The following is a 17,724-nucleotide window of genomic DNA, read 5'->3' as shown; positions in this document are numbered from 1 at the left end:
GCGCAGTCGCTTCGTCGCGACCTTGTCGGCGAAGAATCGGTCGTGGCTGACCACGACGATGGCGCCGGGGAAGTGCACGAGTGCGCGCTCCATCACCTGCGTGCTCGCGAGGTCCAGGTGGTTCGTCGGCTCGTCGAGGAGGAGCACCGAAGCTCCGGAGAGCAGGCACTGGGCCATGGCGACGCGGGCGCGCTGCCCACCCGACAGCATGCCGATCTTCTGCTTGAGGTCGGCGTCCGAGAACTGGAACATGCCGAGGAAGCGGTTCACCGACTTCTTCGTCGCCGCGAAGGCGAGGCTGTCGGGCATAGCGCCGACGGCGTGCGCGACCGTGTCGGTGAGGTCCAGCTCGTCGACCATCTGGTTGTAGGACGCGTATCGGACCCCGCCGGTCCACGTGACGTGACCGGCGTCGGGGCGTTCGTCGCCCTCGAGGATCCGGAGGAACGTGGACTTGCCCGCACCGTTCGGTCCGTGGACGACGATGCGTTCGCGGCGGCCGATCTCGAGGTCGAGCCCGTCGAACAGCGTGTGGTCGCCGTAGGCCTTCGTGAGCCCCTGGATCCGGCAGAGCGTGTCCTTGATGTGCAGGCCGCCGTAGATGTCGGTGATGATGTCGTCGACCGGACGCGGCGGCCTGGCCTTCTTGATCTTGGCCAGCTGCGAGGAGAGGTCCTTCTTCCCGGCGGCCTTGGCCGCCTCGCGACGGTCCGAGATGCCCTCGGCCTCGAAGGCGAGCAGTTCGGACTCGTGGACGAACTGCGCCTCGAGGCTCTTGAGCCGGAACTGCTTCTGGACGACGTACTCGTCGAAGCTGCCGGGGTACTCGTGGAGGTGGAAGTTCTCGACCTCGACGATGCGGGTGACCACGGCGTCGAGGAAGGTCCGGTCGTGCGAGACGACGATCGCCGCGCCGCGGAACGAGCCGAACCAGGATTCGAGCCACTCGACCCCCGCGACGTCGAGGAAGTTCGTCGGCTCGTCGAGGAGCAGGACGTCCGGGCGCTCGAGGAGGATCTTCGCGAGCGCCGCACGGTTGCGCCAACCCCCGGAGAGCGAGTCGATGGGGAGCACGCGGCGCGCGGCGTCGAAGCCGAGCGTGGTGAGGGCGGTGTCGATGTGGCGCTGGTAGTCCCAGCCGTCCTGGCGCTCCATCTCCTCGAAGAGCTCGGCCTGCCGTTCGATGAGCTTCGTCATCCCGTCGAGGTCGTTCGGGTCGGCGGCGATCGCGGCGTCGATGGATGCGAGTTCCGCCTCGATGGCGTGGATGTGACCGAAGAGTCCTTCGAGGACCTCGGTGATGGTGGCGCTGCCGTCGAGCTCCGAGAACTGCGAGAAGTAGCCGATCCGCGTTCCGTCCTCGATGGTCACCGTGCCCGAGTCCGGCTGGAGCTGGTCGAGCGCGAGCTTCAGGAGGGTGGATTTGCCTGAACCGTTCCGCCCGATGAGCCCGACCCGGTCGCCTGGCTCGAGCCGGAAGAAGACGTCGCGGAGTACCGGGCGTTCCTCGAACCGGACGGTGACGTCGTGCAGGCGGATGAGACTCATGGGGACCTCTCGAGGAGCGGGATGCGGGTGGAATGCGGGAGTTCGTCGTCCGGGGGAGGCGCGGGCGACGGAGCGCCTCACCGCTCGCGGATCAGATGTGGTACTCGGGATCGAGCAACGCGAGGCCGTGGGCGCCGCTCCCGCGCGGGCGCTCGACCGCGGGGACGCCGAGCAGCAGACTGCGGGGTGGGCACGCCTTGGTGACGACGGCGTTCGCGCCGACGATGGTGCCCGCACCGATCCGGATGGGCCCGAGGATCTTCGCCCCGGCACCGACGGCGACGCCGTCACCGATGGTCGGGTGGCGCTTGCCGACGCCGCGGCTCTTCCCGCCGAGGGTCACGCCGTGGAAGATCATGACGTCGTCGCCCACCTCGGCCGTCTCACCGATGACGACGCCCATACCGTGGTCGATGAAGAACCGCCTGCCGATCCGGGCGCCCGGGTGGATCTCGATCCCGGTGAGGAACCGGGTGAACTGCGAGCCGAACCGGGCGAGGGTGCGGAAGCCGCGCCGCCACAGGCGATGGTGCAGCCGGTACGCCCAGACGGCGTGCAGGCCGGAGTAGCTGAGCGCGATCTCGATGGTGCCGCGGGCCGCCGGATCGTGTGCGCGTGCGGCACCGATGTCCTCGCGGACCCGCGACAGCATTCCCATGCGTCGAGCCTAGTCGCGCAGGTCGTCGTACATCGTCGTCGACAGGTAGCGCTCGCCCGCGTCGGGGATGATGACGACGATCGTCTTGCCGGCCATCTCCGGACGGCGTCCGACCTCGAGGGCGGCCCAGACAGCGGCGCCGGAGGACATGCCGCCGATGATGCCGTCGTCGGTCGCGAGGCGTCGTGCGGTCGCGTAGGCCGTGTCGGTCTCGACCGGGATGATCTCGCTGAACAAGGAGGTGTCGAGGATGTCGGGCACGAAGTTCGGGCCGATGCCCTGGATCTTGTGTCCACCGGCACGACCCTCGCTGAGCAGCGGGGAGTCCGCGGGCTCGACCGCGATGATCTGCACGTCGGGGTTGTGCTCACGGAGCCAGCCGCCGACGCCGGTGATGGTCCCGCCCGTCCCGATGCCCGCGACGAACGCGTCGACCGTGCCGGCGGTGTCCTCCCAGATCTCGGGCGCGGTCGTCCGTCGGTGGATGGCGGGGTTCGCTTCGTTCTCGAACTGCCTGACCCAGACGGCGCCGGGGTTCTCGGCGACGATGCGCTGCGCCTCCTGCACGGCGTTCGCCATCCCCTTGGTCGGGTCGGTGAGGACGAGCTCGGCACCGTAGGCACGGAGGAGGGACCGGCGTTCCTTGCTCATCGAGGCCGGCATCGTGAGGATGACCCGGTAGCCCCGCGCGGCTCCCACGAGGGCGAGCGCGATGCCGGTGTTCCCGCTCGTCGACTCGACGATGGTCCCTCCGGGCTGCAGCTGGCCCGAGGCCTCCGCCGCATCGACGAGCGCGATGCCCAGGCGGTCCTTGACACTCGATCCGGGGTTGTAGAACTCCAGCTTCGCCAGGACGGTCGCGCCGACGCCCTCGGCGATGCGGTTCAGGCGGACGAGCGGGGTGCGGCCGTAGGCCTGAGTGATGTCGGTGTAGACGGTGCCGGTCACGGTGTTCCTCTTCCTCGAATGGGGCTCGGTTCAGCCTACGACCTGGTCGATCGGCGGTCTCCCGTGTGACGAGGAGGATCGACGGCCCGCGGCCGCATCGAGGCGGTGGGGTAGGCTCGGTGCGGCCCACCCGACCAGGCCGCCCCAGATGATGACCTCGCTCATGCCCAGCACCCCTTCCGCCGCCGCCGCAGACACCCCGTCAGCCGGCCACCCTGCGACCGTCGAACTCGCGCGCCAACACGCCGTCGAGATCCTCACCCGCGCGGCCGTGCCGTCACCCGACGTCGACGCGGAACTCCTCCTCGGACACGTGCTCGGCCTCGGTCGCGGTGCCGTGCAGGCCGCGGCGATCACCGGTCGCGTGCTCGACGCCGAAGAGCGCACCGTGTTCGCCGAGCTGGTCGAACGTCGGGCCGCGCGTGAACCGCTGCAGCACATCACGGGTCGTGCCGCGTTCCGTTCGATGGAACTCGCGGTCGGACCAGGCGTCTTCGTGCCGCGCCCCGAGACCGAGTCGGTCGTGCAGTTCGCCATCGACGCACTCCGGGCGGTGCCGATCCCTCGGCCCATCGGCGTCGACCTCGGCACCGGCAGCGGAGCGATCGCGCTGGCGATGGCGACCGAGGTCCCGAACGCGGCGATCTACGCGACCGAGAACTCGGTCGAGGCCTTCATCTGGGCGAGACGGAACTTCGCCGAGTCCGGTGCCGACAACGCCACCGTCGTCTTCGAGCACCTCGCCGACGCCTTCCACGAGCTCGACGGCTCGGTGGACGTCGTGATCTCGAACCCCCCGTACGTCCCGGACGACGCGATCCCACGCGATCCCGAAGTGCGTCTCCACGACCCCTCGGCCGCGCTGTACGGCGGACCGGACGGTCTCGACGTGGTGCGCCAGGTGTCCGCGACCGCGCAGCGACTGCTCCACCGGGGCGGCACGCTCATCATCGAGCACGGTGAACTCCAGGGGCAGGCCATCCGCGAGCTGCTCACGGCCGACGGCTGGCACGCTGCGGCGACGCACCGCGACCTCACCACCCGCGACCGCACCACCATCGCGATCCGCTGACCCGTCGGCACGTCTGCGCTCTGTGGACCCATGCGGCCGGCTATTGATCTGCCTCGACCCGCTCGGATTGCAGCCCGGCGGCCTCTCGCCGCAGCCGGTGGGTGATGCTCTCCCACTCGTCAGCGAAAGCTGCAGTCTCGGCCATCTTCTTCACCGCTCCAACGATCTTCGATGCAGGACGACGTAGTGTGCTGCTCATCTGCGAGAGACCAGTAACTGCCCCACCAAATCCAGTCATGTGAACCATGGATTCACGTACAGACTTCGCGAGGGCGCTGATGCCGTCTAGGAAGCTATCCGTACCCTCTTGTGCCACCCACTCTGGGTTATTCTCGATGTGCCGAAAGATCCCGCGTATTTGGCCGTCGATTGACTCCATTTCCGCGTAGAAGCGTGACGTCAACTCGACGAGTTCATCCGCGGGTTCCTGCAAGTCCCGAGCAAATTTGGCGACGATAGTTAGCCGAGTCTTTGTGTTGGCTCCGGATGCATTCGCAAGATTGAGATCTTCCGAAGAGGAGGTGGCTGTTGCACCAAGATCCTCGATGACGGAACCGATCGCAGTGGCGGTCTTAGTGACTTCAGGAAACAAGGCCTCAACTGCTGCTAGTCGTTCAAGAAATCCTTCCTCCTCTGCTTTCTCTTCTTCTGGAGCATCGGGCTCCTCATTTTCGATCGATACGAGGCCGAGAGATTCGCCCGGTCCGTCGACGCTGTTCCAGATTCGAGAAACCGCGATGGAATCGGTGGGTGCTCCTAGGCCCACGCCGATTGCTGCTTGCAATGCCTTTCGAGCATCGATTAGTCCTCGCTCCGACCGTGAGAATTGGATTGTGCGAATGTCAGCGATATCGAAGGGCAGCTGCCCGTACTCACCCAACTGAATTGTCAGTAAGGGGCGAGTGTGGCGCAGCCCAAGTTCATACATTACATTCGGGTTTCCACCGCTAACATCTGCGATTACAATCTCGTCCTCATAGATGTGACGCAATACCTGTTCGGTGACCTCGCCGCTGATCGAGATCTGGTCAGCTCGGACGGGTTCAATTCCGAAAGCCTGGCAGGCGGGAACGATTACCTTCTCCAAGACCTCGAGTGACTCTTCGTAAGTTTCTCGTGCTGGCGAGTCTAGAGGTTCAAATCGATTTCCGATGGGCCCGATTACGAAGCAACGATAATGTTCGTCTTCGTGAGTTTCGCTATCCGGAATGAGGATGTTCATGGAGGCCCTTTCGTTGGCGTGCCTTTTCGACTAGGCGCTGAGCTGCTTTAATTGCGTTCTCGGCGTCGGTACTTGTGCAGGATACTGCGGAATATTGCGCTTTATTTTTCAAGTTCAATGCCCGCTGCAATTGAATCCACGCAGAGGCATCACTCGCCTTCTTGAGCGCGGTTACCGCCGAGTTGTGGTCAACGCCGGAGGGTAATCTTCCGCTGACTCCGAATATTATCGCGTCCGAAGCATTAATGCTCGCAGAGACTGCCAAGCTCACCGCGGCGTTGAGGGAGCCGCATTCCTGCATTAGCTCAGCAGATATGAGGAACTCCTCAGCCTTTCGGAGTTTTGACGCTTCAATGTTGTCCATCTTCCGCCGAGTCTGGCGGTAGATTGCTCGCGCCGCAACGCGTGTCTACCCGGTGGCCGCCACGAAGGCGTCGACGGCGGCGTCGAGTCCCGCGACGTCGAAGGCACCTGAGGCGTCCTTCGTCAGTCGGAAGGCGTGCATCCCAACGGCCTCGGCACCCGCGCAGTTCGCCGCAGAGTCGTCGATGAGCATGGTGCGACCGGGTGCGACGCCGTACCGGCTGAGCGCCCGGGTGTAGACACGGGGCTCCGGCTTCTCCGCTCCGAGGACGGCCGACACGAGGTCGTTCTCGCCGAGGAGGGCTGCGGCCTCGGGAGCCAGCTGCGCGAAGGAGTCCCGGAACGGGATCGGATTGTTCGACAGCAGGGAGACCGTGCCGAGGGTCGAGGCGCGGGCGAGGGTGGCCAGGACGCCGGGAACCGGTGTCATCGCCGCCGCACGGGCCTCGCGCCACTCCGCGAGGGTCAGCGGGTATCCGGTGACCTCGGCGAACACCGCCAGGTAGTCGTCACTGGTCGGGTACTCGCCGATGTTGGCCGCGGCCTCGTGCCCGCCGACCCACCACTGCTTCGCGAGCCGGTACTGGCTCACGCCCGTCAACCGCGAGAGCGCCGGAAGGCGTTTCCGGAAGTCGTAGTCGTACAGGGTCTTGTCGCAGTCGAAGAAGAACACACGCTCTGGCACCACTCCAGTATGCGGCCCCGGGCTCCCAGGACCGGACGTGGGCAGCACGTAGACTGACCAGGCGCGTCGGGCCCACGTCCGACGTGCCTCGGCGGTGCCGTCCCCGCCGCCGGAGAGGGTGAACCGTGGACCGTCCTGTGACCGCCTGCATCGTCATGTACCGGAACGATCGCGACAAGCTGCGTGCGGCCATCGACTCGACCCTCGGAAGCCCGCTCGTCGAGACGCTCTACCTCGTCGACAACTCGCCGACGGACGAGCTCCGCGACCTCGTGGACGACCCGCGCATCGAGTACCTGCACAACCCCTCGAACCCCGGCTTCGGCGCCGCCCACAACCTCGCGATCGCGAAGGTCCTCGGGCGCTCGAAGTTCCACATGGTGGTCAACCCGGACGTGTACTTCGAGCCGGAGGCGGTCGAGGAGCTCCACGAGTTCATGCTCGAGCACCCCGAGGTCGGGCACGTCATGCCGAAGGTGCTGTACCCCGACGGCTCCCTCCAGTACCTGGTGAAGCGGAACCCCTCCGTCTTCGACCTCTTCGCCCGCCGGTTCCTGCCCGGCCCGCTGAAGCCGCTCGTCGCGAAGCGCATGGCCCGCTACGAGTACCGCGACATCGACGAGAACCCGGCGCACGACTACAACAAGACGATGTTCGACGTGCCCTACCTCTCGGGGTGCTTCATGTTCCTCCGGACCTCGACCCTGCACCGCGTCGGCTTCTTCGACGAGCGGATCTTCATGTACATCGAGGACGCCGACCTCACCCGACGCTTCCTCCAGGTGTCCCGGACCGCGTACTACCCCGGCGCGACGATCCACCACCACTTCGCGAAGGGCTCGCATCACAACCGGAAGCTGATGTGGTACTCGATCCACGGGGCCTTCGTGTACTTCCGCACGTGGGGATGGTTCGGACGATGAGCCGGGTGCTCGTGACCGGTGCGACCGGCTTCATCGGGACGAACCTCGTCCCCGTCCTCGAGGCGGCCGGCCACGAGGTCGTGCCGTTCTCCTTACGCGGGTGGACGGGGGAGCCCTTCCCCTCGGACGTCGACATCGTGGTGAACCTCGCCGGGAAGGCGCACGACCTCGACGGCACCGCCTCTCCCGAGGTGTACCGCAGGATCAACACCGACCTCGCCGAACGTGCGTACGTCGCCTTCCTCGCGTCGGACGCCACCACCTTCATCCAGCTGAGCAGCGTCGCCGCGGTGAACGAGGCGACGGTCGACGGCGTGCTCGACGAGTCCGCCGAGCCCCACCCGGTGACCCCGTACGGGAAGTCGAAGCTCGCAGCCGAGCGGCTCCTGCTCGCCGTCGAACCGCCCGCCGGTCGCCGGACGATCGTCCTCCGTCCGACGATGGTGCACGGGCCGGGGGACAAGGGCAACCTGCGCCTCCTGTTCGGTCTGCTCTCCCGCGGCATCCCGTACCCGCTCGACGCCTTCCGCAACGAGCGCAGCTTCGTGTCGATCCAGAACCTCGCGTGGGCGATCACGAGCATCATCGACACGCCCACCGTCACGACGGGTGTGTACCTCGTCGCCGACGACGAGCCCGTGTCGACGGGGCACCTCGTCACCCTCATCGCCGAGGTCACCGGTCGCCGGGTCCGTCGCCTGGCGCTCCCACCGGCCCTCGTGCGGTTGGCGGCCGCCGTCGGCGATCGCGTCCCCGCCGTGCCGCTCAACTCCGGGCGTCTCGCCAAGCTCACCGAGGACTACCGCGTCTCCGGTGCCCGACTGCTCGGTGCACTCGGGCACGATCGTATGCCGACGGCGACGGACGACGGTCTCCGGTCCTCGATCGCAGCCCTCGCCGCGGAGCGCGGTGCGCCCGGCCCCGACGCGCAGTCCGTGCGCAGCCAACGCGGAGCCGGCGATCGGTAGGATCGACACGTTATGACCTCCACGCTCCCCGACGCCCCCCGTAGATGGACGCAGGCGCCCGGTCCTCGTTTCGCCGCGAAGACCGCCCTCGACGCACTGTGCTGGGTGCTCGCCATCGTGGTCGCCCAGCTCGTCCGGTTCGAGCTCGAGTACGAGCGCGTGGCCCTCGTGGGGACGGTCCTCCTGTGCGTCATCGCCGTGGTCGCCCAGCTCGTCGTGGCCTACCTGTGGAGCTACTACCACGGCCTGCACAGCTTCGGCAGCTTCTACGAGGCGAAACAGCTCATCGTCGTCGCGCTGATCGTCACCGCGATCCTCATCGCGGTCAACGCGGTGTTCGGCGTCGCGTGGGGGGTTCCACGGTCCACCACGGTGATCGCGTTCCCGTTCGCGATCGTCTTCATGGGCATCACGCGCTACGTCAAGCGACTCTTCGTCGACAGCCGCAGCCGGCCGATCGAGGCGCAGCGCGTCCTCGTCTACGGAGCCGGTGCGCTCGGGATGTCGATCATCCCTCGGCTCATGCGGGACCCGCAGTCGCCCTACCTCCCGGTGGGTGTCATCGACGACGACCCCTCGAAGCGCAACTTCCGCATCGCCTCCGTCGCCGTGGTCGGCACGGGAGCCGACCTGGTGGCGGCCGTCAAGCGCACCGGGGCGCAGGCGCTCATCATCAGCATCGCGGACGTCGACAACGACTTCATCCGCCAGGTCAGTGAGCGAGCCGACGAGGCGAAGCTCCGGGTGCTCGTCGTGCCGCCCATCGACACGATGCTGGCTCCCGGGACGGGCGAGAGCGCGCCGAGCCTGCGCGACCTCAACGTCGAGGACTTCATCGGCCGCAACACCGTCGACCTGCAGGTCGAGAGCATCGCGGGGTACCTGACCGGCAAGCGCGTGCTCGTCACCGGTGCCGGCGGATCCATCGGCTCCGAGATCGCCAGGCAGGTCAACCAGTTCGGTCCGGCGGAGCTCGTCCTGCTCGACCGCGACGAGACGGGGCTCCACACCACGCAGCTCTCGATCTCCGGACACGGTCTGCTCGACACCAAGGAGGTCGTGCTCGCCGACATCCGCGATCTCCCCTCGCTCATGGAGATCTTCGAGGACCGCCGTCCCGACGTCGTGTTCCACGCGGCAGCGCTGAAGCACGCTCCGATGCTCGAGCAGTACCCCGACGAGGCCTGGAAGAACAACGTCCTCGGCACCCTGAACGTGCTGAACGCGGCACGAGCCGTGGGCGTCGGCACCTTCGTCAACATCTCGACCGACAAGGCCGCGAACCCGACGACCGTCCTCGGTTACAGCAAACGCATCGCCGAGAAGCTCACCGCCTGGATGAGCGCCCAGGAGACCGACGCACGGTACCTCTCGGTCCGGTTCGGCAACGTCATCGGCAGCCGCGGCTCCGCCATCCCGGCGTTCACCGCCCAGATCGAGGCCGGTGGCCCGGTCACGGTCACGCATCCCGACGTCACCCGCTTCTTCATGACGATCCCCGAGGCGTCGAAGCTCGTCATCCAGGCCGGCGCGATCGGCGACCCGGGCGAGGTCCTCATCCTCGACATGGGCCGTCCGGTCCGCATCCTCGACGTCGCCAAGCGCATGATCGCCGCGTCCGGCAAGGACGTCGAGATCGTGTACACCGGCCTGCGGCACGGCGAGAAGCTGCACGAGGTCCTCATCGACACCGACGAGATCGCCGACCGCTCGAAGCACCCGAAGGTCTCGCACACGCGGATCCAGCCGCTCGACCCGGCACTCCTCGACATCGCCGTCTGGCGGGAGACCATCGCCGACGAGGGCGCCGGCACCCACCACCTGGTGCAATGACGGTTGCCATCCTGGCGGGGGTGCTCGCGCTCGTCGTGAGCCTGCTGTCCCAGCTCGCCATCCGCCCGATCCTCATCCGTCGGGCGGTCGTCGACACCCCGAACCACCGATCCATGCACGTCACCCCGACGATCCGCGGGGGAGGGATCGGCGTCGCGCTCGCGGTCGCCGTCGGTCTCGGTACGGCCGCGGTCCTGCTCCACAGTCTGCCGCTCTGGATCGTCGCCGCCGTGTCGATCGTCAACGCGGCCATCGGAGCCGTGGAGGACGTCCGCGGACTCCCCGTCCGGGTGCGCTTCGGCTTGCAGGTCGTGCTCGGACTCGTGGCGACCTGGGTGCTCGTCGTCTCGATGGCCGCGAGTTCCTGGTGGATCCCGCTCGGGATCGTGGCGCTCGTCGCCTACACGAACATCGCGAACTTCATGGACGGCGTCAACGGCATCTCCTCGATGCACGGCGCGGTCGTCGGCGGGTTCTACGCCGGTCTCGGCGCCGTGGCCGGTCTCCCGGGCGTCACGGCAGCAGGCCTCGTCGTGGCGGCAGCGTTCCTCGGGTTCCTGCCGTGGAACCTCGCTCGGCGCCGGATGTTCCTGGGCGACGTCGGCAGCTACCTCCTCGGCGGCTCCCTCGTCGCGGTCGCCATCTACGCGGCCTTCAGCGGCATCTCCTTCGTCGCGCTGATCGGCCCGGTCCTCGTGTACGTCGCCGACACCGGCACGACGATCATCGCGCGCTGGCGGCGGGGGGAGCCGCTGCACGAGGCGCATCGCAGCCACGTGTACCAGCGTCTCGCCGCCGGTGGACTCGGCCACCTCGGGTCCACCGCCGTCGTCAGCGTCGCGACCCTCGCCACCGGGATCCTCGGGGTGGTCGTCGCGACGGGCGCGTGGCCCCTCCAGGTCCTCGCCGTCCTCGGCATCCTGCTCGTCCTCGCCGTCTACCTGTGCCTGCCCAGACTGCTCGGAAGACGCCCGAGGCTATGATTGAGCGTCGTCACCCCGATCATCCGGCCGACTGATCACCGATCGGCGGCCCCGTTCAGCCAGGACCCACCACATGCCGCAGACCTTCGATTGCCAGGATCACGCGCAGCTGCTCGCCGGGATGCGCCTGGCGCGGACGGCCCTGGCGAGGGGTGAGCTGGTCGTGCTCCCGACCGACACGGTCTACGGGGTGGCCGCCGACGCGTTCTCCCCGGCCGCGGTGCAGCGCCTGCTCGACGCGAAGGGTCGGACCCGGCAGTCACCGCCGCCCGTCCTCGTCTCCGGTGTGAACACGCTCGAGGCCTTGGCGGCGTCCGTGCCCGATGCCGTGCACCGGCTCGTCGAGGCGTTCTGGCCCGGAGGCCTGACCATCGTGCTCGAGGCCCAGCCGTCGCTCGCCTGGGACCTCGGCGAGACCGCAGGCACGGTCGCGCTCCGGATGCCGTCGAACCCGGTGACCCTCGAACTCCTGCAGGACACCGGCCCGCTCGCGGTCTCCTCGGCGAACCTCACCGGCCGATCGGCCGCGACGTCCGCCGCTGCCGCGCTCGAGATGCTCGGCGATTCGGTCTCGGTCTACCTCGACGGCGGCGAGAGCGGCGAGCAGTCGTCGACGATCATCGACGCGACCCGACTCGGCACGGCCGACGAACGGATCGTCGTCCTGCGCGACGGAGCCGTCTCCCGCGAGGCGATCCGCGACGTGGTGGGCGATCTGCTCCCCGAGTCGCGCGAACCATGAACCAGTTCTCCGGGTACCTCATCGTGCTCGTCGTGAGCGCGGGCATCACCTTCGGCTTCGCCCACCTCGCGCGGCGCGTCGGTGTGAAGTACGGTCTCCACCCACCGATCCGCGAGCGGGACGTCCACCAGACGCCGACGCCGCGCCTCGGCGGGGTCGCGATGTTCATCGGCATCCTCGTCGCGTTCGGTGTGGCCTGGCAGCTGCCCTTCTTCGACCTCGTGTTCGCCGATCCGGAGCCGGTGCTCGCGATCCTCGGTGCCGCCCTGTTCATCGTCGGGATCGGCGTCGCAGACGACCTGTGGGACCTCGACTGGATGATCAAGCTCGCCGCACAGTTCATGGCGGCAGGGCTCGTCGCCTGGCTCGGTGTGCAGATCTACTCCTTGCCCATCGGTGGCCTGACGGTCGGCTCGTCGTGGGTGTCCTTCTCGATGACGGTCTTCGCCATCGTGCTCGTGATGAACGCGATCAACTTCGTCGACGGACTCGACGGGCTCGTCGCCGGTGTCGCCGTCATCGCGAACACCGTGTTCTTCGTCTACACGCAGCTGCTCGTGACCTCCACCGGGGCGAGCGACTACTTCAACCTCGCTTCGCTGATCGCCGCGATCCTCGTCGGCGCCTGTCTCGGCTTCCTCCCGCTCAACTGGCACCCCGCCCGACTGTTCATGGGCGACGCCGGTGCGCTGCTCGTCGGGCTGCTCATGGCGACCTCCGCAGCCGCCGTGACCGGCCAGGTCGACCCGGCCGCCCTGGGCCGCACGCAACTGTTGCCCGCGTTCATCCCCATCCTGCTGCCGTTCGCCATCCTGGTCGTGCCGCTCGCCGACTTCGTCCTGGCCGTCCTCCGTCGTCTCCGGGCCGGCAAGTCGCCGTTCAGCGCGGACCGGATGCACCTGCACCACCGGCTGCTCGACCTCGGTCACAGCCAGGTGCACGCCGTCCTGATCTTCTACGGCTGGACGGTGGTCATCTCCGTCGGATGCCTGGCGTTCTTCGCCGCCCCGACGTGGCTGGCCGTGCTCTTCGTCTCCGTGGGCGTCGTCACCTGCACGGCGTTCACGCTCCTGCCGATCGGTCGCCGCAGGCGGGCCGACCGGCTCGCGCAGCGCGTGGCCGCCGGCGCTGAGGGGGCTCCCGGGTCGGCGCTGTACGATCGGCTCGACGAGGCCTCCGGGCAGCGCGACCCCGAGGCGCCCGTGAGCGGCGACACCCTCGACACCCTCGACTCTCTCGCCAAGAAGGACCAGCACCCATGACTCCTCCCGCCCAGGCCGGCTCGCACGTGAGCGCCAACCGGGTCTTCCGCACGGCACTCCGATATAGCGCGCTCCTCGCGCTCGTGATCGCCGTCGTCGGGGGAGTGGTCGGCTGGAGCGTCGACGGTTCCCGCGGGCTGACGAGTGCGCTCATCGGCACCGCGATGGCGCTCGTGTTCCTCGGCATCACCTCGGTGAGCATCCTCTTCGCCAACCGCTGGTCCGGCCAGGAGTTCTTCGTCGGCATCCTGTTCGGGGTGGTGATGGGCAGCTGGCTCGTGAAGTTCGTCATCTTCCTCGTGCTCGGCTTCATCCTGAAGGACCAGCCGTGGGTCAACGCACCGATCCTGTTCGGGAGCGTCATCGTCGGTGTCGTCGGATCGCTCGTGATCGACGCCGTCGTGGCGGCGAAGGTGCGGGTGCCCTACGTCTCGGACGACATCCTCCCGAAGGCGTCGCCGCAGGACTCCGACCAGGGCTGACGCTGCGGACACATCCAGGTCGCGCGGGAGCATGCCGGAACCGGTATCCGGGGCACAGCGGAAGGTCGCACCTCGGAATATCGCCGTGGAATACCACCCCTGGGTTCGTCGGGGCCGGGTTTCCTTGCTAGACTCGTCAACGAATCCTCCCACTAGCACCGCTTCGGCGTGCGGCGAGGAGACATCCCCCCTGTTCGTCGCCGCGAGAGCTCTGCTCCACGCCCCCGAAACTGGAGATACGTGCTGTTCGCTAACGCCGTGCACCTGATCGCACCGATGGCCGCCGAAGATGGCGAGTTCCACGGTCCGTCGATCGACGAGTTCTTCCCCGACATCATCCTCTTCGAGGGCACGCCCTTCGCGATCAACCGGGTCATCCTGATCCGGTTCATCGCGGTGATCGCGCTCCTCCTGTTCTTCTGGCTGTCGACGCGCAAGATGCGCCTCGTCCCCGGCCGCGCACAGAGCCTCGCCGAGATGGGGCTCGGCTTCGTCCGCGTCAACATCGCGGAAGACCTGCTCGGCAAGAAGGACGGCCTCCGGTTCCTGCCGATCCTGACGACCATCTTCTTCATGGTCCTCGCGATGAACCTGACGGGCATCATCCCCGGACTGAACCTGGCCGGTACCTCGGTCATCGGTGTCCCGCTGGTGCTCGCGCTGGTGTCCTACGTCACCTTCATCTACGCCGGTATCAAGAAGAGCCCGGGCAAGTTCTTCAAGAACTCCCTCTTCCCCTCCGGGGTGCCGTGGCCGGTGTACATCATCGTCACGCCGATCGAGCTCATCTCGACCTTCGTCATCCGCCCGCTCACGCTGACGCTCCGACTCCTCATGAACATGATCGTCGGGCACCTGCTCCTCGTCCTGTTCTTCGCGGCGACGCAGTTCTTCATCGTGAACCTCGGCGGATGGTTCGCCCTGATGGGTGTCGGGACGCTGGCCTTCGGCCTCGTCTTCACCCTCTTCGAACTCCTGGTCGCAGTCCTCCAGGCCTACGTCTTCACCCTCCTCACCGCGGTCTACATCCAGCTCGCGGTCGCAGAAGAGCACTAATCGAGCCCGGCACCCGCCAGGTCTCACCCAACGGAAGGAAACAAACGTGGACGCAACTACCGTTCTCGCCGCCCTTGAAGGAAACATCGCGACGGTCGGTTACGGTCTCGCAGCCATCGGCCCCGCCATCGGCGTGGGTATCGTCGTCGGCAAGACGATCGAAGGCACCGCGCGTCAGCCCGAGCTGGGTGGTCGTCTCCAGGTCCTCATGTGGATCGGTATCGCCTTCACCGAGGCGCTCGCCTTCATCGGCATCGCGACCTACTTCATCTTCGTCTAAGCCCCCTTTCACATCTCCGAAGGAGGCAAGATGTTTGATGCAGTGATCATCGCTGCTGAAGAGGGCGCACCGACGAACCCTCTTATCCCAGCGGTCTACGACATCTTCTGGTCTGCCGTCGTCTTCATCATCATCCTCGGCTTCTTCTGGAAGCTGGTCCTGCCGAAGGTGCAGAAGCTCCTCGACGACCGCGCAGCGGCCATCGAGGGCAACATCGCCAAGGCCGATGAAGCGCAGAAGCAGGCCGAAGCGGCGCTCGAGCAGTACAACGCTCAGCTCGCCGAGGCCCGTCAGGAAGCCGGCCGCATCCGCGAGCAGGCCCGTGTCGAGGGTCAGACGATCCTCGCCGAGCTCAAGGAGCAGGCCACGGTCGAAGCCGCTCGCGTCACCGCGAGCGCTCAGGCACAGATCGAAGCCGAGCGTCAGGCGGCCGTCGTGTCGCTGCGTGCCGAGGTCGGCACGCTCGCGCTCGACCTCGCCAGTGGCGTCATCGGCGAGACGCTGAACGACGACGCGAAGGCCACGGCGGTCGTCGACCGGTTCCTCGCGGACCTCGAAGCGTCGGAGAAGGCAGCCAAGTAATGGGAAGCGCGACCAGAGAAGCACTCGCCTCGTCGAAGGAGGCCCTCGCCGCCCTCGGCGCCGGGGCCGATCTGGCCACCGCGGACGGACTGTTCGCAGCGGGCCGGGCCATCGGCGGCTCGAGCCACCTGAGCGCGGCGCTCAGCGACCCCGCAGCCGACGCCGGTGCCAAGCGCACCGTCGTCGAGCGGATCTTCGGCACCCAGCTGAGCGCTCAGGCGCTCGGCCTGCTGCAGACCGTCGTCTCCGGCCGCTGGTCCAGCGAGGCCGACCTGCTTGCAGGCATCGAGGAGCTCGGCCTCCGGGCCGCCTCGATCTCCGCCGGTGCGCAGGGCGACATCGAGGCCGAGTTGTTCGAGTTCGGGAAGCTCGTGTCGAGCAACCACGAGCTCGAACTGGCCCTCAGCAGCAAGCTCGGCTCGTCCGCTGCGAAGGGTGCCCTCGCGGCGTCCCTCCTCGCGGGCAAGGCGAGCCCGCAGACCGTCAGCATCGTCGGTCAGCTCGTGCAGCAGCCGCGAGACCGTCGGATCGGAGAACTGCTCCGGTACGCATCAGGCATCGTCGCCGACCAGCAGGGCCTCGCGGTCGCCACGGTCACGGCAGCCGCACCGATCGAGGCGTCGCAGCTCCAGCGCCTCGAGCGCCACCTCGCCACGGCCTACGGCCGTCAGGTGAAGATCAACCAGGTGATCGACCCCGCCGTCGTCGGTGGACTGCGCGTGCAGCTCGGGGACGACGTCATCGACGGCAGCCTCGCTGCCCGACTGAACGACCTCCGTCTGCAACTGGCCGGCTAGCGGCCCGTGCAGCGCGGAGACCGGCCCGACGGTCTCCACAACTCAAGACGTTGATCCTGACGGATCGCACCTCTCGGAACCCCCGGGTTCCACAACCAAAAGGAACATGATGGCAGAACTCACGATCAGCCCAGACGAGATCCGGGATGCTCTCAAGGACTTCGTCAAGGCCTACGAGCCCGGCACCGCCGCGGCCACCGAGGTCGGACGCGTGATCGATGCCGCTGACGGCATCGCCCACGTCGAGGGCCTCCCGGGCGCCATGGCGAACGAGCTCCTCCGCTTCGCGAACGGCACCCTCGGCCTCGCGCTCAACCTCGACGAGCACGAGATCGGCGTCGTCGTCCTCGGTGAGTTCGACGAGATCGTCGAAGGCATGGACGTCACCCGCACGGGCGAAGTCCTCTCGGTCCCCGTCGGCGACGGCTACCTCGGACGTGTCGTCGACACGCTCGGCAACCCGATCGACGGCCTCGGCGAGATCGCCAGCACCGGCCGCCGCGCACTGGAGCTCCAGGCTCCCGGCGTCATGCAGCGCAAGTCGGTGCACGAGCCGCTCCAGACCGGCATCAAGGCGATCGACGCCATGATCCCCGTCGGCCGTGGCCAGCGCCAGCTGATCATCGGCGACCGCCAGACCGGCAAGACCGCGATCGCGATCGACACCATCATCAACCAGAAGGCCAACTGGGAGTCGGGCGACGTCAACAAGCAGGTCCGCTGCATCTACGTCGCCATCGGCCAGAAGGGCTCGACCATCGCCTCCGTCAAGGGTGCGCTGGAAGAGGCCGGCGCGCTCGAGTACACGACGATCGTCGCCTCGCCTGCGTCCGACCCGGCCGGCTTCAAGTACCTCGCTCCGTACACCGGTTCGGCCATCGGTCAGCACTGGATGTACGAGGGCAAGCACGTCCTGATCATCTTCGACGACCTGTCGAAGCAGGCCGAGGCCTACCGTGCCGTCTCCCTCCTCCTCCGTCGTCCGCCGGGACGCGAGGCGTACCCGGGTGACGTCTTCTACCTCCACTCCCGTCTGCTGGAGCGTTGCGCGAAGCTGTCCGACGAGCTCGGCGCCGGTTCGATGACGGGTCTGCCCATCATCGAGACCAAGGCCAACGACGTCTCGGCGTACATCCCGACCAACGTGATCTCGATCACCGACGGCCAGATCTTCCTGCAGTCCGACCTCTTCAACTCGAACCAGCGCCCCGCGGTCGACGTCGGTATCTCCGTCTCGCGCGTCGGTGGCGATGCTCAGGTGAAGAGCATCAAGAAGGTCTCCGGAACGCTGAAGCTCGAGCTGGCGCAGTACCGCTCGCT

Annotated in this window: 19 protein-coding genes; 13 read left to right on the top strand and 6 right to left on the bottom strand. The window is 67.4% G+C overall.

Features of this window, described 5'->3' with window-relative positions; translation table 11 throughout:
* The 3 genes from RWN05_RS17940 to cysK all read right to left on the bottom strand — a co-directional run.
* A partial coding sequence (locus tag RWN05_RS17940) for an ABC-F family ATP-binding cassette domain-containing protein (RefSeq protein WP_314140589.1) occupies nt 1-1,548 on the bottom strand: 1,548 nt, incomplete at its 3' end.
* Nucleotides 1,549-1,639: 91 nt separating this feature from the next.
* A complete protein-coding gene (epsC, locus tag RWN05_RS17935; protein ID WP_079002761.1) occupies nt 1,640-2,206 on the bottom strand; it encodes a serine O-acetyltransferase EpsC in 567 nt (188 codons plus the stop codon).
* 9 nt (nt 2,207-2,215) lie between these two features.
* Complete coding sequence (gene cysK / locus RWN05_RS17930; protein WP_079002760.1) at nt 2,216-3,154, bottom strand: cysteine synthase A; 939 nt, start codon at nt 3,152-3,154, stop codon at nt 2,216-2,218.
* 163 nt (nt 3,155-3,317) lie between these two features.
* Between cysK and prmC the strand changes: the two genes are divergently transcribed.
* The gene (gene prmC / locus RWN05_RS17925) at nt 3,318-4,226 is read left to right on the top strand and encodes a peptide chain release factor N(5)-glutamine methyltransferase (protein WP_228501986.1); all 909 of its coding nucleotides are present in this window, start codon (nt 3,318-3,320) and stop codon (nt 4,224-4,226) included.
* A 40-nt stretch (nt 4,227-4,266) separates the two neighbouring features.
* Here prmC and RWN05_RS17920 read toward each other — a convergent pair whose 3' ends face one another.
* The 3 genes from RWN05_RS17920 to RWN05_RS17910 are packed head-to-tail and all read right to left on the bottom strand — an operon-like array spanning nt 4,267 to nt 6,496.
* The gene (locus RWN05_RS17920; RefSeq protein ID WP_314140587.1) at nt 4,267-5,448 is read right to left on the bottom strand and encodes a hypothetical protein; all 1,182 of its coding nucleotides are present in this window, start codon (nt 5,446-5,448) and stop codon (nt 4,267-4,269) included.
* A complete protein-coding gene (locus RWN05_RS17915; protein ID WP_314140585.1) occupies nt 5,426-5,812 on the bottom strand; it encodes a HEPN domain-containing protein in 387 nt (128 codons plus the stop codon). The genes RWN05_RS17920 and RWN05_RS17915 overlap by 23 nt, the downstream gene beginning before the upstream one ends.
* Nucleotides 5,813-5,857: 45 nt before the next feature.
* Nucleotides 5,858-6,496, bottom strand: coding sequence for an HAD-IA family hydrolase (locus RWN05_RS17910; protein ID WP_314140584.1), 639 nt, complete (start codon nt 6,494-6,496; stop codon nt 5,858-5,860).
* Nucleotides 6,497-6,621: 125 nt separating this feature from the next.
* Between RWN05_RS17910 and RWN05_RS17905 the strand changes: the two genes are divergently transcribed.
* The 12 genes from RWN05_RS17905 to atpA all read left to right on the top strand — a co-directional run.
* Nucleotides 6,622-7,419, top strand: a complete 798-nt coding sequence (locus RWN05_RS17905) for a glycosyltransferase family 2 protein (RefSeq protein ID WP_314140583.1) — start codon at nt 6,622-6,624, stop codon at nt 7,417-7,419.
* A complete protein-coding gene (locus RWN05_RS17900) occupies nt 7,416-8,387 on the top strand; it encodes an NAD-dependent epimerase/dehydratase family protein (RefSeq protein ID WP_314140582.1) in 972 nt (323 codons plus the stop codon). Before RWN05_RS17905 ends, RWN05_RS17900 begins: the two co-directional genes overlap by 4 nt.
* A gap of 12 nt (nt 8,388-8,399) precedes the next feature.
* Nucleotides 8,400-10,220, top strand: coding sequence for a nucleoside-diphosphate sugar epimerase/dehydratase (locus tag RWN05_RS17895; RefSeq protein WP_079002758.1), 1,821 nt, complete (start codon nt 8,400-8,402; stop codon nt 10,218-10,220).
* On the top strand, nt 10,217-11,203 hold the full coding sequence (locus RWN05_RS17890; RefSeq protein ID WP_314140580.1) for a glycosyltransferase family 4 protein: 987 nt from the start codon (nt 10,217-10,219) through the stop codon (nt 11,201-11,203). The genes RWN05_RS17895 and RWN05_RS17890 overlap by 4 nt, the downstream gene beginning before the upstream one ends.
* A gap of 73 nt (nt 11,204-11,276) precedes the next feature.
* The gene (locus tag RWN05_RS17885; protein WP_079002756.1) at nt 11,277-11,945 is read left to right on the top strand and encodes an L-threonylcarbamoyladenylate synthase; all 669 of its coding nucleotides are present in this window, start codon (nt 11,277-11,279) and stop codon (nt 11,943-11,945) included.
* Nucleotides 11,942-13,207, top strand: a complete 1,266-nt coding sequence (locus tag RWN05_RS17880) for an MraY family glycosyltransferase (RefSeq protein ID WP_079002755.1) — start codon at nt 11,942-11,944, stop codon at nt 13,205-13,207. Before RWN05_RS17885 ends, RWN05_RS17880 begins: the two co-directional genes overlap by 4 nt.
* A complete protein-coding gene (locus RWN05_RS17875) occupies nt 13,204-13,689 on the top strand; it encodes a hypothetical protein (RefSeq protein WP_064295309.1) in 486 nt (161 codons plus the stop codon). The genes RWN05_RS17880 and RWN05_RS17875 overlap by 4 nt, the downstream gene beginning before the upstream one ends.
* A 276-nt stretch (nt 13,690-13,965) precedes the next feature.
* Nucleotides 13,966-14,745, top strand: coding sequence for a F0F1 ATP synthase subunit A (atpB, locus tag RWN05_RS17870; RefSeq protein WP_175117868.1), 780 nt, complete (start codon nt 13,966-13,968; stop codon nt 14,743-14,745).
* 46 nt (nt 14,746-14,791) lie between these two features.
* Nucleotides 14,792-15,025 (top strand): ATP synthase F0 subunit C, encoded by a 234-nt coding sequence (atpE, locus tag RWN05_RS17865; RefSeq protein WP_064295310.1) that lies wholly within the window; start codon nt 14,792-14,794, stop codon nt 15,023-15,025.
* 30 nt (nt 15,026-15,055) lie between these two features.
* A complete protein-coding gene (locus RWN05_RS17860; protein WP_121291811.1) occupies nt 15,056-15,607 on the top strand; it encodes a F0F1 ATP synthase subunit B in 552 nt (183 codons plus the stop codon).
* Nucleotides 15,607-16,404 (top strand): F0F1 ATP synthase subunit delta, encoded by a 798-nt coding sequence (locus tag RWN05_RS17855; protein ID WP_071262369.1) that lies wholly within the window; start codon nt 15,607-15,609, stop codon nt 16,402-16,404. Before RWN05_RS17860 ends, RWN05_RS17855 begins: the two co-directional genes overlap by 1 nt.
* Nucleotides 16,405-16,513: 109 nt before the next feature.
* A partial coding sequence (gene atpA, locus RWN05_RS17850; protein ID WP_314140578.1) for a F0F1 ATP synthase subunit alpha occupies nt 16,514-17,724 on the top strand: 1,211 nt, incomplete at its 3' end.

Source organism: uncultured Plantibacter sp., from assembly GCF_963518075.1.
Classification (GTDB): domain Bacteria; phylum Actinomycetota; class Actinomycetes; order Actinomycetales; family Microbacteriaceae; genus Plantibacter; species Plantibacter flavus_A.
The sequence above is the reverse complement of the archived record's forward strand: the minus strand, read 5'-3'. Positions and strand labels throughout refer to the sequence as shown.